Source organism: uncultured Desulfovibrio sp., assembly GCF_944324935.1.
In the GTDB taxonomy this organism is placed as follows: Bacteria; Desulfobacterota; Desulfovibrionia; order Desulfovibrionales; family Desulfovibrionaceae; genus Desulfovibrio.
The window spans coordinates 1-25,518 of the sequence record NZ_CALUYG010000038.1 but is presented as its reverse complement, the minus strand read 5'-3'; the positions used below and the strand labels follow the sequence as shown (position 1 = coordinate 25,518).

Below are 25,518 nucleotides of genomic sequence, written 5' to 3'. Positions count from 1 at the left end.
GTGTTCTTTAGTTATGGTCATGGGGTCAAGCTTACCCCATGACCATAAAAACATCAATAGCGTTAACAGGCCCTAGTCGGCATGATTATTGACCTCCATATAAAATTTTATGGGCAGATGTTCCAATAAATATTTCTAAATTTTCAGAATTTTGAGTATAAATTCTTTCGGTAAAACCATCTTTTCCCGTTTTGCCATGTGCAACAATTTTATTGCCAACAACTAAGGCATAAAGCATATTACAAATTGGCTGTCCTGTTTCATCATTAATAAGTTGAAACGCACCATTATAAGTCATGTTCGATACTTTATGGGAACTAGAAGTTAATTTATCATACTCAATGTCATTTATATGAATAAATACATCAGGAGAACCAGACGTAATCTCCGCTCCGCATGCTGTTTTTGAACCAACATGCGCCACGAGAACATCATCATCCAAAATAAATGGCGCGCCAGTTACAATGGGATTTGGGCCATGCACTGGGCAGTTATAGGTACTTCCTACAAGAGCAATCGGGCGGTTGTTGGCCCTAACAGTGGGGCTGCCATTGATAATGGTTCCCCCATGACTGCCAGTATCTCCAACGCGTGCAACAGGCTTTCCAGATATGGCTAAAACTCCTCTTTTTTCAGATTATAGAATATCCTGTTAAAAGCATTTTTGCAAATATATATTATGCTGAAATTATTTGCTTTTTAAAGAAGTAACAAACAGGAGGAGCGCATTTCCTCTTCCTTTTGGGGTAATTGCCAGGGTTTTTTTGTAAGAATATTTTTCTTCATAACGTATTAACTGATTACATGCCAAAATCCATTGACATGTAGAGGGGCTCGCCCCTCTCACCCCCTGCCGCCCGCCGCGCAGGCGACCACGCCCGTGCGCTGGGCTGAAACCGGCAGTTAGCGGTAAGAAAAAAAGAAGAGGAAACCCCCTGCCGCCCGCCGCGCAGGCGACCACGCCTGGATGCCGGACTGAAGCCGCCGACCAGCGAGAAAAAAGAAGGAGACCCCCCTCACCCCCGCGCCTGCCAGTGCAGGAGCAGGGCGGAATTGACGATGACCAGCACCGACCCCGCATTATGCACCAGCGCGCCGCTCACCGGCGTCAGCAGGCCGGTCATGGCAAGAAGGATGGCGGCGAAGTTGAGCAAGAGGGAAAAGGACAAATTGCATGTGATGGTACGCATCATGCGGCGGGCTAGGGCGATGATGTGCGGCAGCTCGCGGATGTCGTCCTGTACCAGCGCCATGTCCGCCGCATCCACGGCAATGTCGCTGCCCGCGCCGCCCATGGCCACCCCCACGAACGCCGCCTTGAGGGCCGGCGCGTCGTTGATGCCGTCTCCGATCATGCAGACGGGCTGCCCCTGCGCCTCCTGCTGCCGTATCCAGCGCAGCTTGTCTTCCGGCAGGCAATGAGAACGCACGGCGCTCAGGGGCAGCCGGCTGGTCACTGACTGCGCGGCGGCGTCGCTGTCGCCGGTCAGGAGGACGGCGTCCACACCACAGCGGCGGAGCCCGGCAAGCGTTTCCGCCGCCGTGGGCCGCAGTTCGTCGGCCAGCGCCACGAGACCGGCCGCCTTGCCGTCCAGCGCCACATAGACAAGCGACTGCCCCTGCTGACGGGCATGTTCCGCTTCCTTTTCCAGCTCCGGCGGCAGGGTGATGCCGTGTTCGGCCAGCAGGGCGGCATTGCCCGCCAGCAACGGCGTGCCGTCGACTGTAGCGCTGATGCCGCGCCCCGGCAGCATGCGGAACGCTTCCACTGCCGCGGCCGCTGCCCCGGTTGCACGGAAATCACGCACGATGGCCTTGCCCAGCGGATGCTCCGAGCGTTCCTCCGCCGAAGCGGTCAGACGCAGCAGCGCGTCCGGGGCAAGGCCGGGCAGGGCGCTGACCGCCCGCGCCACGCCGGGCGTGCCATAGGTGAGCGTGCCCGTCTTGTCGAATGCCACAGTCCGCACGCGTGCCAGCCGTTCCAGCGCATCCCCTTCCTTGACCAGCATCCCGTGCCGGGTGGCGTTGCCGATGGCGGCCATGATGGCCGTGGGCGTGGCCAGCACCAGCGCGCAGGGGCAGAAGACCACCAGGATGGTCACGGCCCGCAGCACCTCGCCGCTGACGATCCAGGTGCCTGCCGCCGCCAGCAGGGCCGTGAGCACTATCCAGGTGGCCCAGCGGTCGGCCAGACGCACGATGCGGGCCTTGCCGGCATCGGCGGACTGGACGAGGCGTATCATGCGTTGCAGGGCGCTGTCCTCGCCCACCTTTTCGGCGCGCATGTCAAAGCTGCCGAACTGATTGACCGTGCCGCTGCTCACCGCGTCGCCGGGGCCCTTGTCCACGGGCAGGGATTCGCCGGTCATAACCGACTGGTCGATGGCCGTCTGTCCGGTAAGGATGACGCCGTCCACCGGGATGGTCTCGCCGGGGAGCACCCGCAGCCTGTCACCCGCCCGGACGGCCTCGGCCGGGATGACGCTTTCCGTACCGTCCTCCGCCAGACGCCGCGCCGTGCGGGGGGTGAGGCGCACGAGCCGCTCTATGCCGGCCCGTGCCCGCGCCACGGTGCGTTCTTCCAGCAGGGCGCCCAGCTGCATGATGAAGGCCACCTCGCCCGCGGCAAAGATCTCACCGATGATGACGGAGGCCACCAGCGCCAGCGACACCAGCACATCCGCCCGGATGTCGAACCGGGTGAACAGCCCCTCCGCCCCTTCCCGGAGGATGGGGACGCCGCAGAGCAGCACCGCCAGCCAGGCCGGGTCCAGCCAGTCGACGCGCACATCCACAAAACTCAGCAGCAGCGCCAGGGCGGACACGCCCAGTGATGCCGCCTGCCGCGGCTCTTCCCGCAGCCATTGCCGTACCTCTGTCAGCATGCTGTCCTCCTTGCAGAGAATTGAAAGTCAAGTTCATCTGGGAGGGAATATACCCATAGGGGTATGGGTAGTCAAGCGCGAGCAAAAAAAGGAGGGGTCAGCTGCGGCGGGAAAAGTGGTCGATGGCTTTGGCAAAGGCGGCAATGGTGGCCTCGGCGTCGCCATGCTCGATGCCGTCACGGACACAGTGCTGCAAATGGCCTTCCAGGATGATCTGGCCGACCTTGTGCAGGGCGCCTTTGACGGCATTGATCTGCATGAGGACATCTTCGCAGGGGACATCCTTGTCGATCATCTGGTCAATGGCCTTGAGCTGTCCGATGAGCTTGCCGATGCGGCGATGCAGCTTTTCGGCGTCCATACATTGCTTCATGGCGTCCTCGTGTGGGAGAGGCCCGATTGCGTCCTGTCGGCTGGGGCGTCAGCCGTTCCTCACGACAGGGGGAGCCGTGCGCGGGCCAGTTGTTACAACACAAATTGGGCAAACCGTTTCGAGTGGGAGGACTTTTGTCTCGTTCCCTGTCCCTTCCTCATCAAGGAGTCTTCGTTTGCCACGCTTCACGCTGCAAACCATACGCTCTGTCATTTCGCGAAAAAACGCGGTGTTTCCCTTGGGTTGGGACGGCGGCGCTCTGCCGCCGGCGCGCGTTATGCCTTTTTCAAAGGCAAAACGCTGTAAAAGCGCGCTGGGAAGGGATGGGGGGAAGGATGACGAGAACGCCTTTTCTCGCTTCGCTGCGTAAAGGCTGGTCCCGCTCCCGCGCCGGCGGCGGGGTTCCTCTTCCCCCCAGCCAACTCCCTTGTTGACAGACCTACCCCTTGAAGGGCGAGATCTTGCGCAGCGTCTCGATGACGGACGGCAGATGCTGCACCGTGAAGTCCACTTCCTCTTCCGTGGTGTAGCGCGACAGGGAGAAGCGGACGGAGCCGTGCGCGTAGGTGAAGGGAACGCCCATGGCCCGCAGCACATGCGAAGGCTCAAGGCTGCCGGATGTGCAGGCGGAGCCGGAGCTGGCGCAGATGCCCAGCCTGTCCAGCATGAGGAGGATGGCCTCGCCTTCCACGTTCTTGAAGGCGATGTTGCTCGTGTTGGGCAGGCGGTCCTTCGTATCGCCGTTGACGCGGCAGTCCGGGACGGCCGCCAGCAGGCCCTGTTCCAGCTTGTCCCGCAGGCGGGCGACGCCGGTGCGCTCCTCGTTCATGTGTTCGCTGGCCAGATGCGCGGCCATGCCGAGGCCGATGATGTAGGGGACGTTCTCCGTGCCGGCGCGGCGGCCGTGTTCCTGATGCCCGCCGCGCAGCAGGGGACGGAAGCGGACGCCCTTGCGGACATAGAGGACGCCGATGCCCTTGGGGGCATGCAGCTTGTGGCCGGAGAGGGAGAGCATGCCGATGGCGGACTTGCCCAGATCGAGCGGCACCTTGCCCACGGCCTGCACGGCGTCGGTATGGAAGAGCACGCCCTTTTCCGCCGCCATGCGGGCCATCTCTTCCACGGGATGGATGGTCCCCACTTCGTTGTTGGCGCACATGACGCTCACGAGCGCGGTATCCTCCCGCAGGGCATCGGCATAGGCGTCAAGATCGAGCCGGCACTTGTCGTCCACGGGCAGGAAGGTGACGTGGTAACCCTGCCGCGCCCAGTACTGGGCCACATTGAGGATGGCGGGATGCTCCACCCGGGTGGTGATGATACGGCGCTTTTCCGGCTGCGTCTGCAGGGCGCTCCAGAAGGCGGTATTGTCGCTCTCCGAACCGCAGGAGGTGAAGATGATCTCCTCGGGCTGCGCGCCCAGCAGGCGGGCCACGCGCTGCCGGGCCTCGTCCACGGCGCCGGCCACCTGACCGCCGAAACTGTGCATGGAGGAGGGATTGCCGTAGAGTTCGCCCAGATAGGGCAGCATGGCGTCCCGCACTTCGGGCGCCACGGCGGTCGTGGCGTTGTTGTCAAGATAGATGGTCTTCATGGCTAGGCTTCCTCCACCGTAAGGTCGTCTTCCACCTGCTCGCGCAGAGTGCGCTGTACAAGATCGTGCAGCGTGACGGCACTGGCCCGGCACTGGGCACAGCGTCCGCCCAGATTGACCAGCACGCGCTTGCCGTCCACATCCACCAGTTCGATGGTGCCGCCGTCAGCCTCGAGCTTGGGCCGGATCTCCTCGTCGATGACCTTCATAATGCGCTGCATGCGCTGCACGTTGGTCAGACGGGGCCGGGGAGCGATCTCCACAAGGCGGGGGCTGCGCAGCTCGTCGGCAAGGATCTCCGCGATCTGATCAAGACAGTCGCCGCAGGCGCCGCCGGCCTTGGTGTAATTGGTGATCTCCTCCACGGTCTTGAGACCGTTTTCGCGGATGGCCCGCAGGATCTGGGCATCGGTCACGCCGAAGCACTTGCAAACGAGCTTGCCCTCCTCATGCGCATGGGGCACGGCGGGCTCGCCCTTCCACTGCCGGATGGCGGCCTCCAGCGCTTCGGCGCCCATGACGGAGCAGTGCATCTTTTCCTTGGGCAGGCCGCCGAGGGCATTGGCGATGTCCTTGTTGGTCAGCTTGATGGCCTCGTCCACATGCATGCCCTTGACCAGTTCCGTCAGCACGGAGCTGGACGCGATGGCGCTGGCACAGCCGAAGGTCTCGAAGCCGGCATCCTCGATGATGCCCTTGTCGTTGATGCGCAGATAGAGCTTGAGCGCGTCGCCGCAGGCCAGGCTGCCCACTTCGCCGATGGCGTTGGCATCGGCCAGGGGACCGGCATTGCGGGGATGCAGGAAGTGGTCATGGACGGCGTCGGTATAGTTCCACATGGGTATGTCCTCCTGAGTTAGGAAGCCTTTTCGGCATCCAGGATGTCCTGAAGCGTGCGTTCGCGCAGGAAACGTCTGACATGTTCGTCCAGCTCATGCCAGAACAGCCGGGAAGAGCAATTGTCCTGCCGGGCGCAATGCTTGTTCCCCGACAGGCAGGAAACAGGCGAGATCTCCCCTTCCAGCCGGGCGAAGACCTCTTCCAGATTGATGTGCGAGGCCGGACGGGAAAGGCGGTAGCCGCCGCCCGACCCGCGCACGGCGAAGAGGATGCCGAGGGGTTTGAGCGCGCGCACGATCTGTTCCAGATAGCCGGACGAGATGTTTTCCTCCTGCGCGACCTGCCCCAGCTGTACCAGCGAGCCATCAGGCTGCTGGGCGAGCCGCAGCAGGAAGCGCAGACCGTAGCGGGTGCGGGTCGAAAAGCGCATGGCGGTCTCCTCAGGCCTTTCCGGGTTCTTCCCGGGTAAAATCAAAGGGCGTGTCCTGATAGACGTAGTAGTTGAGCCAGTTGCTGTAGAAGAGGTGGGCATGCGCCCGCCAGGTCATGACCGGCAGCCTGTCCGGGTCCTCGTCCGGGTAATAGTGCAGCGGTGGCTGAGTATCCATGCCGCGCAGCCGGTCGCGCCGGTATTCGGCATCCAGCGTGCCGCGGTCGTATTCCAGATGGCCGGTCATAAAGACCTGGGTATGGTCCACCCGTTCCACCAGCGTCAGGCCCGCCTCATCGGACTCGGCCAGGATCCGCAGCTCGGGGATCTTGCGTACGTCCTCGCTGCGCACTTCCGTATGGCGGGAGTGCGGCGCCGGGAAATCGTCGTCAAAGCCCCGGAAAAGACGGCAGGAAGTCTGCCGTACCTGATGGCGGAAGACCCCGAAGCGCTTGGCCGGCAGGTCGTGCTTGGGCACGCCGTAAAAATGGTAGAGCGCCGCCTGTGCCGCCCAGCAGATATAGAGCGTGGAGTACACGTTGGTGGTGGCGTACTGCATGATCTCCAGCAGCTCCTGCCAGTAGTCGACCGCCTCGAAGGGCAGGTGTTCCACCGGCGCGCCTGTGACCACCATGCCGTCGAAGCGGCGATGGCGTATCTCGTCAAAGGTGCGGTAAAAGCGCTCCAGATGCACGAGCGGCGTGTTCTTGGATTCATGCTGCGCCGTCCGCAGCAGGGTGATGTTCACCTGGAGCGGCGAATTGCCCAGCAGCCGCAAAAGCTGCGTCTCCGTGGCGATCTTGGTGGGCATGAGATTGACGATGACGATCTCCAGCGGGCGAATGTCCTGGCGTTCGGCACGCTCCTCGGTCATCACGAAAATGTTTTCGTTCTCCAGGGCGAGGCGGGCGGGGAGGTCGGCAGGGATCTGTATGGGCATGACGTTCTCGGTGGTTATGTGTGCTGTCGGCTAAAACATAGTCCTTTACTATGTTTTGTCAAGCGGTGCAAAAAATCTAGCCCAGCCGCACCGTATGGCTGTGAAGGGGCACGCTCACGCCGGCCGCCGTCATGGCCTTGTGCGCCAGCGCGTCCAGCCCGCCGCAGCACGGTACGCTCATGCGCAGCACGGTGATGTCGCTGACGGCATTGGCAGCCAGGATGTCGGTGAGCTTTTGCAGGTACTCGCGGGCATCGTCCAGTTTGGGGCAGGCGATGAGCGCCACACGCCCGGCCAGCCAGCGCTCATGCAGGTCGGGCAGGCAGAAGCCCGCGCAATGGGCGGCCAGCAGCAGGTGCGCCCCGCGCAGATAGGGCGCGGAGGGCGGCACAAGGCGCAGTTGCAGGGGCCAGGTGGCCGTCTGGGCCAGCGGCGAGTCCGGCGAGGCGGTCGGGGCGGCCGCGCCGGCAAGGGGCGTCAGCAGGCGCGGGGCGCTGCCGGGGCAGCCGTGGCCGCCGGGGGCGTCGGCCGGGCGGCCTTCGCGCTCGGCCTTGGCCGCCAGGGCGGCGGCCTCATCAAAGGCCGGCGCTTCGCGAGTCACGATGCGTAGCGCGCCCTGCGGGCAGTTGAGACAGGCCCCGAGCCCGTCGCAATAGATCTCGCTGATGAGGCGGGCCTTGCCGTCGATGACGGCCAGAGCGCCTTCGGCACAGTCCAGGACGCATTGGCCGCAGCCGTTGCATTTTTCCTCGTCGATCTCGATAATAGGACGTTGCATGGTCATCTCCATTTCAGTTGTCCAGCAGGGAGGGCAGTTCGCGGGGATGCCGGACCAGGCGGGCCGCGCCCGCCGCCCGGACCTCCTCCAGGCCGCGAAAGCCCCAGGCCACGCCCACGCCGGTCATGCCGGCATGGCGGGCCGTCAGCATATCCACATCACTGTCGCCGACATAGAAGCACTGGCCGGGTTCTGTGTCCATGGCCGCCATCACGGCAAAAGCTCCGGCCGGATCGGGCTTGAGGGGGGTATCCGGCCGGGCCCCGCGGATGACGGAGAAGACGCCGGGGAAGTGGGCGTCGATGAGCAGGCGGGTGTACTCGTTCGGCTTGTTGGAAAAGACGGCCAGCGTCATGCCTCGGGCGGCGAGTTCCCGCAGGGCGTCGGGCATCCCCTCATAGGGGCGCGTGGCGTCGTTGAGGTGTTCGGCATAGACGGCGCGGGTCTCCCGCACCAGATCCTCCACGGCCTGTTCATGGGGACGCCGTGCGCGCAGCTCGGCCAGCGCATCGGCGGGCAGGGCGCGCCGGACCAGCTTGCCGAAGCCGTTGCCCACCATGCGCCGGTAGGCTTCCGGCTCGTGCACAGGGTAACCGTGGGCCGCCAGCATGGCATTGCAGGCATGGCCGATATCCAGCAGGGTGTCCAGCAGGGTCCCGTCCAAATCAAAAATGAAAGCGCGCATATCCCCTCCGCGGCAAAATTACCTAGCAGTATATAAGCATTTGGCCCGAGCGACAAGTAGCAGTGCGGACAGGACGGCGGGACGGCCGGGCGGCAGAGCGAATGGCCTTTCCCTGCTGGACAGCCTGCCCGGCCATTGCTATCGTGAAGAGCAGCCAACCCCTATGGAGGTGAGTGTTATGGCACGACATGTTCTGAGTTTGCAGGATCTGGGGGAGTCGGGGAGCTGGCTGCTGGTGCAGCAGGCGCGCGGCATCCCGGACGCCCGTTCCCATACCGACTTCATGACCGAACGTATGGCCATGCTGCTTTTCGCTCAGGAATCCCTGCCGGAGCGCCTGTGCATCACGGCCGCCGTGCGGCAGATGGGCGGCTCCACCCTGTACCAGGGGACCATCGGGGAATGGCGCGAGGAGCTGGACAAGCACCAGCATCAGCTCATGGGCGTCATCAACTATTATGTGGACTGCATGTATCTTTACGGATTCCCGGCCCGCACCTGGGAAAAGCGGGAGGTGGAGGTGCAGTTCCCGGTCATCAATGCCGGCAGCCCGGACGGACATCCGGCGCACGCGCTGGCGGACATCGCCTGCATGCTCAAATATTCCAAGGATGACCTCAAGGGCGTGCGCGTCGGCTGGATTGGCTGCACCAACGGTACGCTCTTTTCGCTCATCGAAGGCATGCAATATTTCCCCTACAGCGTCCAGGTCTCCCTGCCGCCGAGCAATGACAGGCGGCCGGTGCTGGATGCGGCGGCGCGCCACGGGGTCAAGGTGGACATCGTGGAGACGCCGGAAGAGGCCGCGGAAGGCGCAAACTACGTCTTTGCCGGTTGCCGCAGCGAGTTGGACATCCAGGATGAACCCCGCTGGCGCATCACGGAGGCCCTCATGGAAAAGGCCGCTCCGCGAGCGCATGTGCTGCTGGGCTCACAGCCCATCCGCGCCATCGGCGTTGAGAGCGGGCTTGCGCTCAGCCCGCGCTCCCTGCTGATGCTCCAGGCGGAAAATCGCCTGCGGGTGCACAAGCGTTTGCTGCACTGGGTGTTCCTGGAAAGCTAGCGGACGGGACGGCGCGCGCTCGCCGGCGCGCGCTCGCCGGCGTTCGCGCGGGATCACGCATGACGCCCACCGTTTCGGTGCGGCGGCGGATCGTGCGGCGTGCGGGCCATCAGTCGTGCCCGCGGACGATCCCCGACCGTACCTGACGCGGCGGGGCCGGTCGCGGGGAGGCGGCGTCCCGTGGAAAGAGGGGTGGCATGAACACGCATGGTATACCCTTGCTGGCGTCCCGGCAGGAGCTCGAGGCCGTGCGTCCGGCAGGGCGGGGGCCGGTGGTGGGGCTGTGGGCGACGACCCTCGTCAACGACAACACGGCGCTGATGCTTTTTTTGCGGGAGGCGCTGGAACAGCGCGGCATAGGGACCGTTTTTTTCCTGACCTGCAAGGAGCGCCTGCCCCGCTCTGTCCGGCTCTTGCCGCCGGCACGGCGGGCAGGGCTGTACCGGGTGGAGAATCCCCATGTCTTTGCGGAAAGCGCCTTCCCCGACCTGCTCATTGCCAATACGCTCACGCTGACGGCCAAGCCGGCGGATTTTCACGGCAAGACCATGATCCTGCCGCATGCGCCCGCGGAGGAGATGCCGAATCGGCTTTCGTACTGGGCGGATTACCTCGTCATCCCCACACGTGAGGTCGCCGCCTTTGACTACGGCGCCTTTCCCAATTTCTGCAAGCATTGCGCGGGCAGGACGCTGACCCTGCTGCCCGCCGGCTATCTCAAGAACGATCTGCTCTGTGCCGCCGCCCGCCGCATGGGGCCGGGGCCGTACGGCCGGGTCAGTTTTTTTCCTCATTGGCAATTGCCGCGCGGCATGAGCGCCGAAGCGCTGGGAAAGCTCTGGATAGCGCTCATCGAGCGGTTTTTCAGCGCCTTTCCCGGCTGGGAATTCGTGCTCCGGCCGCTGGAGAGCCAGCGTGCCGCCCCGCAGGTGCGGGCCGTGCGGGAGCATTTTCGGGATGCGCCATCCCGGCTCCTCGTGGAATGCGGCGATGACGGCATGGACAGTCTGCTGCGGACGGACGCGCTGCTGACGGACTATTCCAGCGTCTGGCGCAATTATTCGTTCACGACCCTGCGGCCTGCCGTGCTCTTCCAGCCGGATGCCGAAGCAGCCGACCCGGCACGGCGGGAGGAGGTCTGCTGGAAGGCCTCCACGCCGGAGGCGGCCATTGCGGCCATCCAGCAGGCGATGGCGGATGACGGGGCCATGCGGCGGGCCATCCGGGCCCTGCGCGACAGGGAGAGCCTGCATTTCGGGCAGGCTGTCCCCTATCTCTGTGACGCGGTGGAGCGTATCTTGCGGGATGAACCGCCCGCAGCTGATGCCATCGTGCTCGACAAGGGCGACAGCCCCTACACGACCTGCCGGGAGTGGCTGCGCCTGCTGCGGCGTCCCTTTTCCCGGTGGCATCCGGAAAACGTCCCGGCCGTCCAGCAATGGCACGATACGCTCAGGGGGGCGGACCCGCGGGTATGCCTTGCCATCCTGCGCGCAGGGCTGCGCTCCTGGGCGGACTATCCCCGCCCCATCACTCGGGACGCCATGATCTTTCGGCTCCAGCATGCGCTGGCCTGCATGCCTGCGGACTGGGGCATCGCCTTTTTGCGGCATCGCTGCCGGCGTGATCCGCGTGATCCGCTGGCGGCCGTGTGGGCGGCGCATGCGCTCCAGCGCTGCCAGGGCGACCATCCCGACGCGGCGGCCGAGCTGCGCGCGGTCGTGCGGCATTGCGTGGAGATCGGCGTGCCCTCGTCGCCGCTCATGCTGAGCGTGCTCAATTTTTCGGATCTGCTGCCGGACGGCCGCCCGCCGGACGCGGGCGCTCCGCCGCTGCTGCATGCCGTCACGGCGATTATGCGCCTGCAACGGGGAGACGTGGAGCAGGGGGCCGCCATCCTGCACGCTGTTTCCCGGCGTATCGAGGCCGGGCAGGGCACGGCTCTTGCGGCCGCCGCCGCCCAGCTCGGACATTCGCTGTTGCGCCATGCGGACAAGCGCCTGCCGCATGCGGGGCGCTACCGGGCCCTGCATCTGCCCGTCATGGGCATCTGGCTGTCCTTTTCCAGCGGCGACGAAGCTCACGACCTGCTCGCCGATGCGCTGCCGTTCTTTCGGGATCTTGCCCGGCGTGACGCCCGTCTGCTCATGCCCTGCGCGCATCTTGCCGCCGCGGTCGGCGACGAAGAAGCGCGGCGCAGGACTTTTGCCGTGGCCCGGGAGCAGGGGGTCGGCATGCGGGATCTCATCGTCATGGACGACATCCTGCGTGCCGTGGCCCAGAACGGCGACGCGCCTCCGTCCTTTCAGCGGCAGGCCTGATGGGCTGACCGCTCCGTCGGCATCCTCTCCACAATCGTGTTGCCGTGACGGGCAAGGTCCGCGCCTGCTCGCGGCTGGCGGTCGGAGAAGGCCCGCCCGCTTTTTTTTTCGTGTTGCCGGCCGGGCGTGCGCGTGCGGGCAGCGCGGCGGCGTGCTTCCCGTATCTGCCGCGCATCCGGCAGCCTGCACATCCGGCAGCCTGCGCGCCTGGCAGTCCGGGCGGCGGGCAGCTTACGTCTCCTCCCCGCCGACCTGCCCCGCGGGGGCCGTCCGTATGAAAAAAGCTCCCGAAGGAGCTTTTTTCATTTCCCGTGTCGTTGCGGAGAGAAGAAGGGGAAGTTGCCGCTTCTTTCCGCATATGTCAGGCATCAGGCCCGCTTCATATCCTCAATGACGCTGTTGAGGTGCTGGGCCTGCTGGGCCAGTTCGCTGATGGCCTGCGCCGCCTGCTGCATGGATTTGGACGTGCTGGTGGCGATGTTGTTGATGTCGGCGATGGAGCGGTTGATCTCTTCGCTGGTGGCCGACTGCTGTTCCCCGGCGGTGGCGATGGCGCGCACCTCGTCGGCGGACTGTTCGGCCATGTTGACGATCTGCTCCAGCGCCTGTCCCGACTTGTTGGAGAGTTCCGTCACCTTGGCGATGCTTTCGACGGCGATGTCCACCTGATGGATGGACTTTTCCGTACTGTCGCGGATGGTGTTGATGGCGTTGCCCACCTCGCTGGTGGAAGCCATGGTCTTTTCGGCCAGCTTGCGTACCTCGTCGGCCACCACGGCGAAGCCGCGCCCGGCTTCCCCGGCACGGGCCGCCTCGATGGCGGCATTGAGCGCCAGCAGGTTGGTCTGATCGGCAATATCGGAAATGACGCTCATTATCTGGGTGATGGAACGGGCGTTCTCGCCAAGCTGGGCCATATCGTCCTTGAGCGTCAGGGAGATGGACTGCACATCCTCGATCCCCTTGACCACCTGGCGCACGATGTCCGCGCCTTCATCGGCGCAATGCCGCATGTTGCTGGACATTTCGGCGGCCTGGCCGGCATTCTTGGCCACTTCCAGCACGGTGGCGTTCATTTCGTTCATGGCGGTGGCGGTCTCCGTGGCACGGCTGGCCTGCTGCTCGGCGCCGGTGGTGGATTCCTCCACCTGCTGCGCGAGCTGGGTGGACGTGCTGGAGATGATGCTCACGGCATCCGCCAGCTGATTTGCCGCATTGAGCATGCCTTCCCGCTTGGCGTTTTCGGCACGCTTGCGGGCGTCCTCAGCCTCTTCCACAGCCTTTTTGGCGATGTCGGTCTGTTTTTTGGCCTCTTCCGTCTGCTGGCGGGATTCGCTGATGAACTTGCGCAGGTTGTTGAGCATATCGTCGAGGGCCTGATGCAGACGCGCCAGCTCGCCGAAGAAGTGCCCGGCGTTCACGCTGGCGTCCAGCTTGCCGCCCGCCACTTCATTGGCATAGTCGACCAGCAGATCCAGCGGCCGCGTGATGGAGCGCACGAGCACGAGACCAAGCACGATCATAATAAGCGTGATGACCAGGCTGACGATGGCAATGGTCAGCATGGCTTCATCCGCGGAAGAAAAGACCTCGGCCACATCTTCCACAAAGACCATTTTCCAGCCGAAAGGCGTGGTCATGGTCGTTGCCATGACGTCGGCCGAAGCGAGGGAAAAGCGGTACGTCCCGTCGGGGCTGTTCTGCAGGAGCTCGAGCGCTTCATGCCGAAAATCCTTGCCGATGACCTTGCCCACAAGATCCGGCGTGTGCGGCGAGCAGATGAGCCGCCCCGTGTGCTCGATGATCACGAAGCGTCCGCTGTCGCCAAGCCGCATTTCCCCGATGGTCCTGGTAAGGTTGGTCAGCGCCAGATCGATGCCGAGCACGCCGATGAGCTGGCCGCTGTCGTCCTTGACCTTGGTGGTGGTGCAGACGACCATATCTCCCTTGATATTCTGGTACACTTCGCCAAGGGAGGAGTTGTTGGGATTGCTCGTACAGGAAAGATACCAGGAACGTTTGGACATATCCGTGCCGGCGGGGACCTTCGTCTCCGCAAAGGACATGGCGTATCCGCCGTCCTTGTAGCCGATGAAGACCTCCCGGTAATTGGGGTTGCTCTCCTGCATGTTGCGCAGCTCGACGGCTATGGCCTTGGCTTCCGGGGAAAGGTCGTCATACTTGTAGACGGTATCCTGCTTGCTGTCCCGGAAGGTGGGGAACTTGCCCAGGCTGTTCTTGATGTCGGGAGAGCTCGCCAGTCCCTCGGCAGTATGCGTGGCATCGTTGAGCATCTGCGAGATGTAGAAGCCGAACAGCTCCAGTTCCTGGTGGGATTTGGCGGTAAAGTCGCTGATGGCGGTATCCCGCATTTTCAAGATGGCGACGCTTGCGACGCCGCCCGCCATGATGAGCAGGGGGATGATGAGCCCCAGCAGAATGCGTGCCTTGACGGTTGCTGCTTTCACGATTGGTCCCTCTCGCTTTCCGTGAACGACCGGCATGGAACGCTCCCCCTCCCACAGTTGCGCCGCAAAAGGCGGATGCCTCCCGCGTGTGCACGGAGCCTTGCCGAAAAGCCGTTCCCGACTTGAAGCATGAATGTTCTGTTATTGCATATCGGTAGAAATGCCGTTCCCTTTAGCTGCCTTCGGTGTGGCGTCCAGCGTAATATTCCATTAATGAGTTGATATGACAGATAAAATATATTTGCATCATAATTGTATCATGCCACGGCAGAAAAAAAAATCGCCGCACGCGGGGGAGCGGCGGCGTCAGTGCGGCGAGAGGGCCGGCGGTGTCGGCTGGCCCGCCGCTATTCCGCCAGTATGTCATAGGCGTCGAGCTTGTCGTTGAGCGTGCTGATGAGCAGGGCCATGACGGCCGCAAGGCGGGCCTGTACGGCCAGCGCCTCAGGCTGGGGGAGCTCCGCGCCTGAACGGGCGTGGAACAGGGCCGGGCAGGCTTGCGGACCGGCCTGCGCCAGCAGGGGCATGTAGGCCGAAAAGGGGCCGTCCACAAAGCGGGACAGGGCTTCCGCCGTCATGCTCCCGGCGGGAACGGGTTCTCCGGGCATGGTCGCCTCGGCGCGGAGAGCGGCGGGAGCCGCGTCTCCCAGGAGTTGATGGGTCTGCCGCAGATAGGCCAGCACGACCTCCACAGGCGCATGCTGCATGAGGGCCGCCGTCACGGCGGCGTGGACAAAGGCGCGCCATTCCGTACACAGTACGGCGGCGTGCCCGTCCTGAAGCAGGGCCGGGGGAAAGCCGCACTGCCGCAGCATGCGCAGGATGGCGCTGGTCTCCGTATTCAGCGCAAAGAGGATGCGGGCCGCCCGCACGCCTTCGGCGGCGCTGAGCCGGCGGCGATCAGGCACGGAGCGTCCCTTCGGACAGGGCGGCGTCGCGGGCGGCCCGGTAGGCGGCGTAGCCGCGGGCGCGCAGGCGGCAGGCGGGGCACTGTCCGCAGCCATAGCCCCAGTCGTGGCGCGTCCCGCGCTCTCCGGCGTAGCAGGTGTGGCTTTCTTCCACGATGGCGTCCACAAGGGCAGAGCCGCCGAGCTGTTCGGCAAGCTGCCAGGCCCCGCATTTGTCCAGCCACATGAGCGGCGTGTGCAGGACGTAGCGCGTGTCCATGCCCAGATTGAGGGCAAGCTGGAGCGCCTTGATGCTGTCGTCCCGGCAGTCGGGGTAGCCGGAGGAATCGCTCTGGCAGACGCCCAGCACCAGATGGCGGATGTTTCGCGCATAGGCCCAGATGGCCGCCTGGAGGCCGAACAGCAGGTTTCGGCCGGGCACGAAGGTATTGGGCAGGCCGTCGGCGGCGGGCGTGCCGAGGGGCGTGCCGTCGGCGGGGGGCTGTGTGGCGGTCAGGGCGCTTTCGCCGCATTGCCGGTAGGTATCCAGCGTCAGCAGCACATCTTCTCCCAGCCGTCCGGCCCACTGGGGCGAGAGGGCGGCCAGGGCGTCACGCACACGCCGGCGGCAATCCAGCTCGACCCGATGGCGCTGGCCGTAATCGAAACCGAGGGTCAGCACCCGGCCAAAGCGCGCAAGGCTCCAGGCCAGACAGGTGGCGGAATCCTGCCCGCCGGAAAAGATCACCAGAGCCGTTTCGCGGGCAAGGGGCTGTTGCGCGGAGCTCGCGTCCATCATTTTTCCTCGGCATCCGGCCAGGGATTGACGTGTCGGGCCGGCGCATATCCGGCCAGAAAGGCGTCCATGAGCGTGCCGAAATGTACGCGGTTGCGCGGCTTGATGCGCTGCGCGTCAGGCGAGGCGGCAGGGAAGAAGCGCCGGCTCTCCTCGTTGCCCGTGTAGCTCTTGAGGGCAAGGGGCTGGGTGAGGATCCAGGCCCACATGCCGCGCCGTTCATGGATCGCCGCGGCCTGAAGGGACTTGAGCCAGTCCTGATAGGCCGGATCCAGATCGGCATGGGGATAGAAGAAGGCGGCCCCCGCTTCCACCATGAGGGCGTTGAGGGAGCGTCCGTCAGCCAGACAGACGTCGGCGATGAGCCGGCCGTACTTGTCCTGCTGTTTGTCGGAGGGCTGAAAAAGGGTGACGTCCTGCCCGCGCGAAAGCTCGTTGAGCAGCTCGCGAGCTTCACGGGCATAATATTGTGGCTTTTTGTCGCGTCCGCCCATTTCCGGGGTGTCGATACCGGCCAGCCGGACAGTGCGGCGGCTGGTGAGCTTGAGGGTGTCGCCGTCCAGGCAGACGGCCACGGCGGCTTCCGGCGCGGCGGCAAGGGGCGGCAGGGCTGGGCGTTGCACGGCGGGGACGGCCGGGGCCTCGGCTCCGGTCTCGACGCCGTCCTGTGCGGCGGCAACGAGCGCCGTATCGGGCGGCGGGGCCTGCTCCTGCGCCATGACGGGGACGGCGCACAGCAGCGCGGCAAGCGGAAGCAACAGCAGATGACGCATCAGGCGTCCGGGCAGGAGGGAGGAAATGGACATGACAGCCTCTGAAGGTTGAAAAACGCGGTTCCGGTACGGCGGCATACCGGAAACCCGCCCGCCGGACCTCGGACCTGCGGCAGCTTCCGGGAGAAATGCCCCGGCGGCAGCCGTCAACAGCCGGGTACATTCTGCAGACGGCGCGTATCCGTCACGCGGCGTCACGAGCTGTCGCCCGCCGGGACGGACACGCACCGAAGGTGTATCAGTTGTCGTAGTAGGTGCGCAGAGTCTGGCTGCGCACGGGGTGGCGCAGCTTGCGCAGGGCCTTGGCTTCGATCTGCCGGATGCGTTCGCGGGTCACGTTGAAGAGGCGGCCCACTTCCTCAAGGGTGTGGTCGCTCTTTTCGGCGATGCCGAAGCGCTTGCGCAGCACCTGTTCCTCGCGGGGGGTGAGATCGGCCAGCACGGCGGCGAGCTGCTCGCTGAGCTTGGTATTGATGACCTCTTCGGCCGGGGCCACGGCTTTCTTGTCTTCGATGAAATCGCCGAGGCTGGAATCCTCCTCGTCGCCGATGGGCGTTTCCAGCGAAATGGGTTCCTTGGCGATCTTGAGTACCTTCTTGACCTTTTCCACGGGATATTCCATGCGCTCGGCAATCTCTTCCGGCGTGGGGTCGCGACCAAGCTCCTGCACGAGGTAGCGGGAGGTGCGGATAAGCTTGTTGATGGTCTCGATCATGTGTACCGGGATGCGGATGGTGCGGGCCTGATCGGCGATGGCGCGGGTGATGGCCTGCCGTATCCACCAGGTGGCGTAGGTGGAGAACTTGTAGCCGCGCTGGTATTCGAACTTGTCCACGGCCTTCATAAGACCGATGTTGCCTTCCTGGATGAGGTCGAGGAATTGCAGGCCCCGATTGGTGTATTTCTTGGCGATGGACACCACCAGGCGCAGGTTGGAGCGAATGAGTTCCTGCTTGGCGCGCATGGCGGCCGTGTTGCCGCGTTTGATGCGCCAGAGCACCTCTTCCAGATCGGTCACGTTATGGCAGCATTTTTCCTGCAGGCGCTTGAGGATCTCGATCTTGCCGAGGATCATTTCCTTGAAGGAAAAGAGTTCGTCCACGGTAAGGCCGAGGTCGCGCGCGGCGTCGTTGGGATTGATCTCGCGCTTTTCCAGCCCGTCGAACATGGCCTGGATCTCCTGCTGGGTGCGGCCGGTGGAAAGGATGTAGGCGGAAAGGTCGCGCTGGCAATTGTGCATCTGGCGGACGTAGTCCTCCACCGTTTCGATGATGCGGTCGATGAGGGTCTTTTCCAGCTTGATGTCCCGCAGACGGGTGACGATCTCTTCCTTGTAGCTGATGATTTCCTTCTGGGTGGCGGTCACGCGGCGCTCAAGGGTGTTGCAGTCGTCCAGCTTCTTGTAGATCTTGCGTTTTTTCCTGTAGACGGCCTTGATCTCGTCCAGCAGGAGGATGACGCGCGTGCGCTGGTTCATCTCATCCTCGCTGGGGTCGTCCTCCTCGATGGTCTTCACCACGTCCTTGAGCTTGATGCGGTTCTGGCGCAGGTCCTCGCCCACGTTGATGAGCTCTTCCACGGCCACCGGCACTTCCACCAGGGCGTAGAGCACATCCTGTTCGCCCAGCTCGATCTTCTTGGCGATGACCACTTCGCCGTCGCGGTCAAGCAGGGGCACGGCGCCCATCTCGCGCAGATACATGCGCACGGGGTCGGTGCTGCGGGAGGAATAGTCCGCGGATTCCTCGTCTTCCACAAGATCGAGGTTGCCCACTTCATCGTCATCCACTTCGGTCGGCGTGGCGGCGATCTTCTTGCCTTCCTTCTCCGAATCCACGATGACGATCTCCAGCTCTTCAAAGATGCCGATGATCTCCTCGAAGCGGGTATTCATTTCCACGGGCAGGGCCTTGGTGACCTCGTCGAAGGTCAGAAAGCCCGAGTCTTTGCCCTTGGCAATGAGGGATTGTATCTGCTGGATTTCCTTAAGATTATTCATTCCGCTTCTCCCTAGTTTCCTGCAACGCGCGAAGATACTCCAAATCCGCCGCAAAGTCACCTGTACCGGCATTTTTTTGTAAGGCTGCGGAAACAGAAGACTTTTGCGCAGAAGCGTAATAGGCGTCCAAGTGATCTTTCAGGCACTGGAATTCATGGTCGCCCGAATCCAGCGGGGCGGCGTGCGGGCCTTCGCGCTGGTCGAACCAGAATTTCCTCTGTCGTTCGCTCAGGTGATAGGGGGCCTCCTCCGGCCCCCACTGCTCAATGGTATCCCAAAACTCACGGGCCGATGCCGACTGCAGGGCCAGGTCCGCGCCGATATTGCGCAAGTCGTTCAGGCGCTGCGGATAGCGCACGGCAAAAAGCATGATCTGCACATCACGCATGTTCTGCCGCCGGCGCTCCGTCGGGCGGGCGGCGGGCGGCTGTCCGGCCGGGCGGCGCAGGGCAAGGCCCTCGCGCAGCAGCTCTTCCGAAAGTTGCAGATGCGTGGCCAGACGTGAGGCGTACTGGCTGAGCAGCTCCGGCACTTCCACTTGCGCAAGGAAGTGGCGCGCCCATTCCACGGTCTCGCGCGGAGCCAGCGTGCGCAGCACCTCCACGCAAAAGCGCAGGCCGTCCGGGGCCTTGTCCAGCAGGGCCTCGAAGGTCTCCGGCCCTTGCGTGCGCAGCAGGCTGTCGATGTCCTCGCCGTCGGGCATGAGCACCACCGTGCAGGCCAGGCCCCGCGTCAACAGCATCTCGCAGGAGCGCAGAGCGGCCTTGCGCCCGGCCCGGTCGCCGTCAAACAACAGCACCAGCCGGGAGGTGAAGCCGGAAAGGCGCTTGATCTGCTCGGGCGTGAGCGCCGTGCCCAGTACGCCCACGGCATTGTCGTAACCGAACTGGTGCAGCGTGAGGACGTCCATATATCCTTCGGTCAGAAGCGCCTTTCCTTTAGTGGTGATGCCCTTGCGGGCCTGCGCCAGACCGTAGAGGTGGTCCCCCTTTTTATAGATGGGGGTATCCGCGCTGTTGATGTACTTGGCCTCATCCTCGTCGGCGATGATGCGGCCGCCGAAGGCGATGATCTGATTGGACAGATTCTTGATGGGGAACATGAGCCGCCCGCGAAAGCGGTCATAAGCCCGCCCTCTGTCCGACTGTCCCAGCAGGCCGCATTCCACGGCGAGCTTTTCCGGGAAGCCGCCGCGCTGCAGGGCCCCGGCCAGGGACTGCCAGTCCCGCCGGGCCCAGCCCAGTCCGAAGCGCTCCACGATGTCCGGCGACAGGCCGCGCCGTTCCACATAGGCGCGGCATTCTTCGCCATCCCTGCCCTTGAGAGCCGCGGCGAAGTGAGCCGCCGCCATCTCGGACATGCGCAGCATCTGCTGACGGGCGGAGCGTTCCTGCCGGTCGCGCTGCCGGCGTCCGGCGTCCGCCGGGCCGCGATCCAGCGTCACGCCGGCTTCGGCGGCGAGCTGTTCCAGCGTCTCGCGGAAGTCGAGGCCGTTGATGCGGCCGTAAAAATCGAAAAGGTCGCCCGAGGCCTGACAGCCGAAACAATAGAACAGCCCCTGCTCCTCATTGACGGAGAAGGACGGCTTGGTCTCCTGATGGAAGGGACAGGGCGCGACCCAGCGCGGGCCGTTGCGCTTGAGCTCCACATAACGGCGCACCACATCCACGATGTTGAGCCGTTCCTTGATGGCGCGAATGGCATCCCGCGACTGCATACGGCTGAAGCTCCCCCTGGGCGAAAACACGACGGTGCGCCGTGCCGCACCCGGTTTCTGTATGATAAGGCCGCCGGCGGACTTGTTAAGGCTCAGGCGAAAAAATTTTTCGCCGCCCTTTGCGTCCTCCCACGGCAGATAGCCCACCCGGCGGATGAGGTCGTGGCTTTTAGAGCATTTTACGCTTGAAACGCTTTGCGTTTCAAACCACACGGCCTGTCGTTTCGCGGACAAAACGCGTTTTTCCGCTCACTTTCGGCCGGGTGGCGCTGTTCTGCCGCCTCGCGTTTCGCCTTTTTCAAAGGCAAAACGCTCTAATGTCCTTTTTTCGTTTACCCCCGCGACTGTTGGCACGAAAAACCAGGAGAAACATGCCGTAGGTAAGCAGAAAAGCCAGTATCACCCCTTCGGGATAGCTCATTAAAATGCTGGAGAAAAAAAGTGCGCCTGGAAGCGAGAGGCAAAAGAAGAGCAGCGACGGCAGCAGGAGCGGCATGAAGCCGGGGGAGAAAGCGGATACGGCCTGTGCGCGAGCAGCCAGCCAGTAGCCGCATACCGCCGGTATGCCGGAGCAGAAACTGATGACTGCCCCAAGGAAGCTGCTCCACAGAAGCGTGTCGAGATTATCCAGATCGCCTTTCATAAAGAACGCGCTCAACAAGGCGCAGATCGGCAGGAAGATAACGCTCACGGCAGCGGCTGCGACCAGATAGCGGCGATAGGCTTGCGCCATCGTCCCTGTGCCGCTCGCGGCGGTGGGCCGCTCTTCCTCACCGTGTTTTTCCGTCCTTTTTCGTGCGCGGTGGCTGAGACAGAAGGCAAGCAGGAACAGCGCGTACAGCAGACCGGCGGTGATACGCAGATATTGCAGCATATCCAGCTCATTAAAGAGGAGCATATAGGGGGCCGGGTACATGCCCAGCCCGGCAGGCAGGAAGGCAAGGATGGCGATGGCCGGCAGCAGGGGGAGCAGTCCGGCGGATGCGGAGCACGACAGGGGCGCTTTGGCGGCCAGCCAGGAGCCCAGCTTCGAGACGGCGAGGAGAAGGCAGCAGGGGCCGCCTATGTAGCCGCAGCAGAGCGCCAGCAAGACGAAAAAAAAGTCGTCGGGGAGAAAGGTGAAAGGGGAGATAAAAAGGATGGGGAGGATAACCATGCCGCCCGCGCTCATGATGAGGACGCAGAAGCCCAGGGCTGCGGCCATGAGCGCATAGCGCAGATATTCCCGCGTCATCGTGCATTCTCCTTGTTATCGTGGTTTTCTGTGTCGCCGTCGCTTTCGTCCTCCCACGGCAGATAGCCCGCCCGGCGGATGAGGTCGCGGCCTTCGGGGCCGGGCAGCCAGTCCCGGAAGGCGCGGCCCCCGGCGCTGAGCGGCCGGCAGGAGATCATACAAAGGGGGAGGGTGAGAGGATAGCTGCCGTCGCGCAGGCTCGCGTCCGTGGGCGGCACGCCGTCCACGGCCAGCGGGCGGACATCGCCGTCCGGGAACCACTTGTCCAGATACCAGCGCAGGCCGAAGCCCAGCGCGCCCGCCCGCTTGCGGTAGCGGGCCACGCGTGTGGAGGGCAGAACGCTGGACGAAAACGGCAAATAGTCTTCCCGCAGGGGCGGAGCGGCCGCCTCCCCGCGCAGGACGAGCCGTTCCAGCAGGCGTTGGTTCTCGTCCCCTTCTTCATGCTGGAAGGGGAAAATACGTTCGTCCCGACCGCCCACGTCCTGCCAGTTGGTGATCTCCCCGGTGTAGATGCGCCGGAGCTGTTCGCTGGTCAGACCGGTAACGGGATTGTCCTTGTGGACAAAAAAGACGAGGGCCTCGCGGGCCAGCGGCCGCACGTCGGGCGTCAGACCCCGGGCGCGCAGCTCGTCAAGTTGCCGCTCCGGCAACAGCGGCCCGAAAAGGATGTCGATCTCCCCGTCGGCCAGGCGCTGGACATCGTAGCGTGGGCTGTAGTCCACACGTTCCCGCACCAGCCGCGCCTTCCGTTCCCTCGCGGAGAGGAGGCGGCCGTCCTCGTCAAGGCAGGTCAGGGCCTGCAGGGCGGCGGCATACAGCGGCAGGGCGGCCAGCGTGCCGTCCAGCCGGTATGGGCTTGCGCCAAGACGCAGGGAGGGCGGCGCGGCGGGCAGTGCCAGGGCGTTGTCCTCCTCACGGGGGAAATACCTTTGGGCGAACTCCCAGTCCAGCGAGGGGGCGGCATCATGCACGCTGCTGTAGTTCATGCTTGCCAGAGAAACGAATTTGACCGCATAGGCCGTACAGAACGGAGCAAGTATGAGCAGCAGGCAGGCCACGCCCACGCGGCGTCCCCGCGCCGGCTCCTGTCCCCCTGTGCTGACCTCACAGCCGAAGCCGAAAAGAAACAGGCTGTAGATCAGCAGGAAGGCTGTCCCCGTGGACTGGTACAGAAGTAAGGGCACGGAGAGGTTGGTGTGCATAAAATAAAGACTGAGGGAAAGAAACAGCAGCGGCGGCAGCAGGAGGGGGAGATAACGTGAGGCGAAGGTGGCGCGAAAAGAGGCTCCGGAAGCCAGCCAGCGACCGTAGTCCAGCGCGACGGCAAGGCCCAGGAGGGAGAGCGACGAGGAGGAGCGCAGGCACGCCATGCCGTCGGACGAGCCATACACTTCCTGACCGAGGAAAAGGAGCAGCGGCGCTGTCATGCAACCCAGGCACAGGGCCAGCAGGAGGGTCGCGGTAACCGCCATGACCAGATAGCGGACGTGGATCCCTCCCGCCTTTTCCGGCTGTTGCGCCGCGGGGCCGGTGAAAAGGCCAAGCAGAAACAGCCCATACGGCACAGAGAGCAGCAGCTCTTCCGCTTTGATCCCGCCCAGATCCGTGAAGAGAGAGATCGCCATGAAAGGAAGCGCCATAAGCTGAAGCAGGGGTATCAGCAGCGGCGCCAGCGGGGGAAGGATCCTTGTCGGGAGATCGAGGGGGGCCTTGTCTCTGAGCAGGCGACCGGCATATACCGGCACGAAAAAGAAAGGACAGATGGACGCCAGGACGTGCGGTGCGAAGAGGTCATAGTGCACCAGGTCCTTCGCGAAGGCGATGACGAATCCCGCGAACAGTGCCAGAACAGCACAGCCGATGCTCATGCATATATAGAAGAAGGGGTTCTTTCCCGTCATCGTTCGTCCCTCTCGTCCTCGTGGTCCCGGCGGCTCCCGTGGGTCGCCGGGTCGCTGTCATTACCGCCGTCCTTTGCGTCCCCCCACGGCAGATAGCCCGCCCGGCGGATGAGGTCGCGGCCTTCGGGGCCGAGCAGCCAGTCCCGGAAGGCGCGGCTGTCGTCGTCGAGCGGCCGGCAGGAGATCATGCAGAGCGGCAGGCAGAGCGGATAGCTGCCGTCGCGTACGGTCGCGTCCGTGGGCGGCACGCCGTCCACGGCCAGCGGGCGGACATCGCCGTCCGGGAACCACTTGTCCAGATACCAGCGCAGGCCGAAGCCCAGCGCGTTGTTCCGCTTGTAGTAGCGGGACACGACGTTGACGGACAAAAAGTCGCAGCTCCTGAGTTCTTCCCGCAGGGCGGGCAGAGGCGTTTCCCCGCGCAGGATGAAACGCGCCAGCATGTCCTGATTCTCATTGCTTTTTTCATGCTGGAAGGGGAGGATGCGCTCGTCCCGGCCGCCGACTTCCTGCCAGTTGGTGATCTCCCCGGTGTAGATGCGCCGGAGCTGCTCGCTGCTCAGGCTGCTGACGGGATTGTCCTTCTGGACGAAAAAGATGAGGGCCTCGTGGGCCAGCGGCCGCACGTCGGGCGTCAGTCCCCGTGCGCGCAGTTCGTCAAGCTGCCGCTGTGACGGCGGCGGACCGAAAAAAATGTCCGTATCCCCGTCGGCCAGCTCTTCCAGCCCCCTCATATCGCCTCGCTGCCAGCCGACCGCTATCTCCGCTTCAAAGCGAGCCTCATCGCTAAGGGGACGGCCGTCCTCGTCAAGGCAGGTCAGGGCCTGGAAGGCGGCGGCATACAGGGGCAGGGCGGCCAGCGTGCCGTCCAGCCGGGGCAGGTCCCCGACAAGGCGCAGGGAGGGCGGCGTGGCAGGCAGCGTCAGGGCGTTGTCCGCATAGCCAGGGTAGTACTTTCCCGCGAATTCCCAGTCCAGCAGGGGGACGGCATCGTCGCCGGAAAGGGTCCTGTCCCGAACGCTCTGCCAGGTGAGGCCGGTGGCCACGCACAGGACGGCAAGCGGCAGGAAGAGGCGCAGCATCCCCTTGCGGCGTTCCCGCGCGGGTTCGCGTGTGCGGTTCCTGAGGCAGAAGGCCAGAAGGAACAGGGCATACAGCGGCAGGAAGATCGCTCCCCCCAGCGCATACATGGCAAGCGGGATGTCGATGGGGAAAAACAGCAGACAGCAAAGCGCCGTGCCGAGCGCCAGCAGCGGCGGCAGCAGCAGGGGCAGGAATTTGGCGGCGAAGGTGGGCGGGAAATGCGCTCGCGCCGCCAGCAACCAGCCGCAGGCTGACGGTATGACCAGGAAGAGGAAGATGGTCACCGGCTTGCGAAAGGCGGAAGGGAGGACTTCCCTCAGCAGAAAGAGGCCGCCCAGGATCAGCGGCAGGGGCAGGAAACTCACGACGGTAGCCGTCGTCAGGTAGCAAAGATATTTCCGCGTCATCATCGGGCGTCCTCCGTGTCCCTCTTCCCTTGAGCATTTTAAGTTTGAAACGTGTTGCGTTTCAAACTAAAAATGCTCAGCGACGTTGCCCGTCTTTTGCTTCGGCGTGGAGAGGGGATGAGGCATGACGCGGGGCAGCCATGCGCCACCGTCGTGCTTTTCCAGCGTGCAGCCGGGGGACTGGGGAACGCAGCCGGGGCCGCGGCGTCACCCGGACGGTGGGGGACCCCGGCAGGATTTTCGAGGGGAGGGGGCGCGGGGGAGGGGCAGATTGTAAATTGAAAGTTAACAGAGGGCTTGCCAAAAAAAGAAAGCCCCATGACAGTTGTTTTGTGAACAAA

At 63.8% G+C, this 25,518-nt stretch carries 20 protein-coding genes; 2 read left to right on the top strand and 18 right to left on the bottom strand.

Annotated features, from left to right (window positions below):
* Positions 1-85: 85 nt before the first annotated feature.
* The 9 genes from Q0J54_RS09295 to Q0J54_RS09255 form a co-directional block, all read right to left on the bottom strand.
* Complete coding sequence (locus tag Q0J54_RS09295) at positions 86-613, bottom strand: PAAR domain-containing protein (protein WP_296305196.1); 528 nt, start codon at positions 611-613, stop codon at positions 86-88.
* A 403-nt stretch (positions 614-1,016) separates the two neighbouring features.
* Positions 1,017-2,885 carry a cation-translocating P-type ATPase gene (locus Q0J54_RS09290; RefSeq protein ID WP_296305195.1) on the bottom strand — a complete coding sequence of 623 codons (1,869 nt, stop codon included), beginning with the start codon at positions 2,883-2,885 and terminating at the stop codon, positions 1,017-1,019.
* Positions 2,886-2,982: 97 nt separating this feature from the next.
* Positions 2,983-3,258, bottom strand: a complete 276-nt coding sequence (locus Q0J54_RS09285) for a metal-sensing transcriptional repressor (protein ID WP_296305194.1) — start codon at positions 3,256-3,258, stop codon at positions 2,983-2,985.
* A gap of 439 nt (positions 3,259-3,697) precedes the next feature.
* Positions 3,698-4,852, bottom strand: a complete 1,155-nt coding sequence (gene nifS / locus Q0J54_RS09280) for a cysteine desulfurase NifS (RefSeq protein ID WP_296305193.1) — start codon at positions 4,850-4,852, stop codon at positions 3,698-3,700.
* Positions 4,853-4,854: 2 nt separating this feature from the next.
* Positions 4,855-5,691 carry a Fe-S cluster assembly protein NifU gene (gene nifU / locus Q0J54_RS09275; protein WP_296305192.1) on the bottom strand — a complete coding sequence of 279 codons (837 nt, stop codon included), beginning with the start codon at positions 5,689-5,691 and terminating at the stop codon, positions 4,855-4,857.
* 17 nt (positions 5,692-5,708) lie between these two features.
* Positions 5,709-6,122, bottom strand: a complete 414-nt coding sequence (locus Q0J54_RS09270; RefSeq protein WP_296305191.1) for an Rrf2 family transcriptional regulator — start codon at positions 6,120-6,122, stop codon at positions 5,709-5,711.
* Between the two features lie 10 nt (positions 6,123-6,132).
* Entirely contained in the window at positions 6,133-7,062 is a 930-nt protein-coding gene (gene metA, locus Q0J54_RS09265; RefSeq protein ID WP_296305190.1) for a homoserine O-succinyltransferase, read from the bottom strand.
* Between the two features lie 76 nt (positions 7,063-7,138).
* Positions 7,139-7,840 carry an ATP-binding protein gene (locus Q0J54_RS09260; protein ID WP_296305189.1) on the bottom strand — a complete coding sequence of 234 codons (702 nt, stop codon included), beginning with the start codon at positions 7,838-7,840 and terminating at the stop codon, positions 7,139-7,141.
* Positions 7,841-7,853: 13 nt separating this feature from the next.
* Entirely contained in the window at positions 7,854-8,525 is a 672-nt protein-coding gene (locus Q0J54_RS09255; protein WP_296305188.1) for an HAD family hydrolase, read from the bottom strand.
* A 178-nt stretch (positions 8,526-8,703) separates the two neighbouring features.
* Here Q0J54_RS09255 and Q0J54_RS09250 point away from each other — a divergent pair, with 178 nt between their 5' ends.
* Together Q0J54_RS09250 and Q0J54_RS09245 are read left to right on the top strand one after the other, a co-directional pair.
* Positions 8,704-9,588: an ornithine carbamoyltransferase gene (locus Q0J54_RS09250; protein ID WP_296305187.1), complete on the top strand. Its 885-nt coding sequence runs from the start codon at positions 8,704-8,706 to the stop codon at positions 9,586-9,588.
* 197 nt (positions 9,589-9,785) lie between these two features.
* On the top strand, positions 9,786-11,909 hold the full coding sequence (locus Q0J54_RS09245) for a hypothetical protein (RefSeq protein ID WP_296305186.1): 2,124 nt from the start codon (positions 9,786-9,788) through the stop codon (positions 11,907-11,909).
* 368 nt (positions 11,910-12,277) lie between these two features.
* Here Q0J54_RS09245 and Q0J54_RS09240 read toward each other — a convergent pair whose 3' ends face one another.
* The 9 genes from Q0J54_RS09240 to Q0J54_RS09200 form a co-directional block, all read right to left on the bottom strand.
* A complete protein-coding gene (locus tag Q0J54_RS09240) occupies positions 12,278-14,377 on the bottom strand; it encodes a methyl-accepting chemotaxis protein (RefSeq protein WP_296305185.1) in 2,100 nt (699 codons plus the stop codon).
* A gap of 347 nt (positions 14,378-14,724) precedes the next feature.
* Entirely contained in the window at positions 14,725-15,285 is a 561-nt protein-coding gene (locus Q0J54_RS09235) for a serine/threonine protein kinase (protein WP_296305184.1), read from the bottom strand.
* Positions 15,278-16,060, bottom strand: a complete 783-nt coding sequence (gene queC / locus Q0J54_RS09230; RefSeq protein WP_296305183.1) for a 7-cyano-7-deazaguanine synthase QueC — start codon at positions 16,058-16,060, stop codon at positions 15,278-15,280. The genes Q0J54_RS09235 and queC overlap by 8 nt, the downstream gene beginning before the upstream one ends.
* Positions 16,060-16,866 carry a thermonuclease family protein gene (locus Q0J54_RS09225; RefSeq protein WP_296305182.1) on the bottom strand — a complete coding sequence of 269 codons (807 nt, stop codon included), beginning with the start codon at positions 16,864-16,866 and terminating at the stop codon, positions 16,060-16,062. The genes queC and Q0J54_RS09225 overlap by 1 nt, the downstream gene beginning before the upstream one ends.
* Before the next feature lie 205 nt (positions 16,867-17,071).
* Positions 17,072-18,832 (bottom strand): RNA polymerase sigma factor RpoD, encoded by a 1,761-nt coding sequence (gene rpoD, locus Q0J54_RS09220; RefSeq protein WP_296305181.1) that lies wholly within the window; start codon positions 18,830-18,832, stop codon positions 17,072-17,074.
* Complete coding sequence (gene dnaG, locus Q0J54_RS09215; RefSeq protein WP_296305180.1) at positions 18,825-20,549, bottom strand: DNA primase; 1,725 nt, start codon at positions 20,547-20,549, stop codon at positions 18,825-18,827. Before dnaG ends, rpoD begins: the two co-directional genes overlap by 8 nt.
* 298 nt (positions 20,550-20,847) lie before the next feature.
* Positions 20,848-21,783 carry a hypothetical protein gene (locus Q0J54_RS09210; protein WP_296305179.1) on the bottom strand — a complete coding sequence of 312 codons (936 nt, stop codon included), beginning with the start codon at positions 21,781-21,783 and terminating at the stop codon, positions 20,848-20,850.
* Complete coding sequence (locus Q0J54_RS09205) at positions 21,780-23,687, bottom strand: substrate-binding domain-containing protein (protein ID WP_296305178.1); 1,908 nt, start codon at positions 23,685-23,687, stop codon at positions 21,780-21,782. Before Q0J54_RS09205 ends, Q0J54_RS09210 begins: the two co-directional genes overlap by 4 nt.
* Positions 23,684-25,180, bottom strand: coding sequence for a substrate-binding domain-containing protein (locus Q0J54_RS09200; RefSeq protein ID WP_296305177.1), 1,497 nt, complete (start codon positions 25,178-25,180; stop codon positions 23,684-23,686). Before Q0J54_RS09200 ends, Q0J54_RS09205 begins: the two co-directional genes overlap by 4 nt.
* Between the last annotated feature and the right edge of the window lie 338 nt (positions 25,181-25,518).

What these genes read in the sequence shown, in the direction of transcription:
- Q0J54_RS09210 (WP_296305179.1), bottom strand. Translation starts at nt 21,783, where the DNA reads ATGACGCGGGAATATCTGCGCTATGCGCTCATGGCCGCAGCCCTGGGC.
- Q0J54_RS09200 (WP_296305177.1), bottom strand. Translation starts at nt 25,180, where the DNA reads ATGATGACGCGGAAATATCTTTGCTACCTGACGACGGCTACCGTCGTG.
- rpoD (WP_296305181.1), bottom strand. Translation starts at nt 18,832, where the DNA reads ATGAATAATCTTAAGGAAATCCAGCAGATACAATCCCTCATTGCCAAG.
- Q0J54_RS09270 (WP_296305191.1), bottom strand. Translation starts at nt 6,122, where the DNA reads ATGCGCTTTTCGACCCGCACCCGCTACGGTCTGCGCTTCCTGCTGCGG.
- Q0J54_RS09250 (WP_296305187.1), top strand. Translation starts at nt 8,704, where the DNA reads ATGGCACGACATGTTCTGAGTTTGCAGGATCTGGGGGAGTCGGGGAGC.
- Q0J54_RS09205 (WP_296305178.1), bottom strand. Translation starts at nt 23,687, where the DNA reads ATGACGGGAAAGAACCCCTTCTTCTATATATGCATGAGCATCGGCTGT.
- nifS (WP_296305193.1), bottom strand. Translation starts at nt 4,852, where the DNA reads ATGAAGACCATCTATCTTGACAACAACGCCACGACCGCCGTGGCGCCC.
- Q0J54_RS09245 (WP_296305186.1), top strand. Translation starts at nt 9,786, where the DNA reads ATGAACACGCATGGTATACCCTTGCTGGCGTCCCGGCAGGAGCTCGAG.
- Q0J54_RS09285 (WP_296305194.1), bottom strand. Translation starts at nt 3,258, where the DNA reads ATGAAGCAATGTATGGACGCCGAAAAGCTGCATCGCCGCATCGGCAAG.
- queC (WP_296305183.1), bottom strand. Translation starts at nt 16,060, where the DNA reads ATGGACGCGAGCTCCGCGCAACAGCCCCTTGCCCGCGAAACGGCTCTG.
- Q0J54_RS09260 (WP_296305189.1), bottom strand. Translation starts at nt 7,840, where the DNA reads ATGCAACGTCCTATTATCGAGATCGACGAGGAAAAATGCAACGGCTGC.
- Q0J54_RS09290 (WP_296305195.1), bottom strand. Translation starts at nt 2,885, where the DNA reads ATGCTGACAGAGGTACGGCAATGGCTGCGGGAAGAGCCGCGGCAGGCG.
- Q0J54_RS09225 (WP_296305182.1), bottom strand. Translation starts at nt 16,866, where the DNA reads ATGTCCATTTCCTCCCTCCTGCCCGGACGCCTGATGCGTCATCTGCTG.
- metA (WP_296305190.1), bottom strand. Translation starts at nt 7,062, where the DNA reads ATGCCCATACAGATCCCTGCCGACCTCCCCGCCCGCCTCGCCCTGGAG.
- dnaG (WP_296305180.1), bottom strand. Translation starts at nt 20,549, where the DNA reads ATGCAGTCGCGGGATGCCATTCGCGCCATCAAGGAACGGCTCAACATC.
- nifU (WP_296305192.1), bottom strand. Translation starts at nt 5,691, where the DNA reads ATGTGGAACTATACCGACGCCGTCCATGACCACTTCCTGCATCCCCGC.
- Q0J54_RS09255 (WP_296305188.1), bottom strand. Translation starts at nt 8,525, where the DNA reads ATGCGCGCTTTCATTTTTGATTTGGACGGGACCCTGCTGGACACCCTG.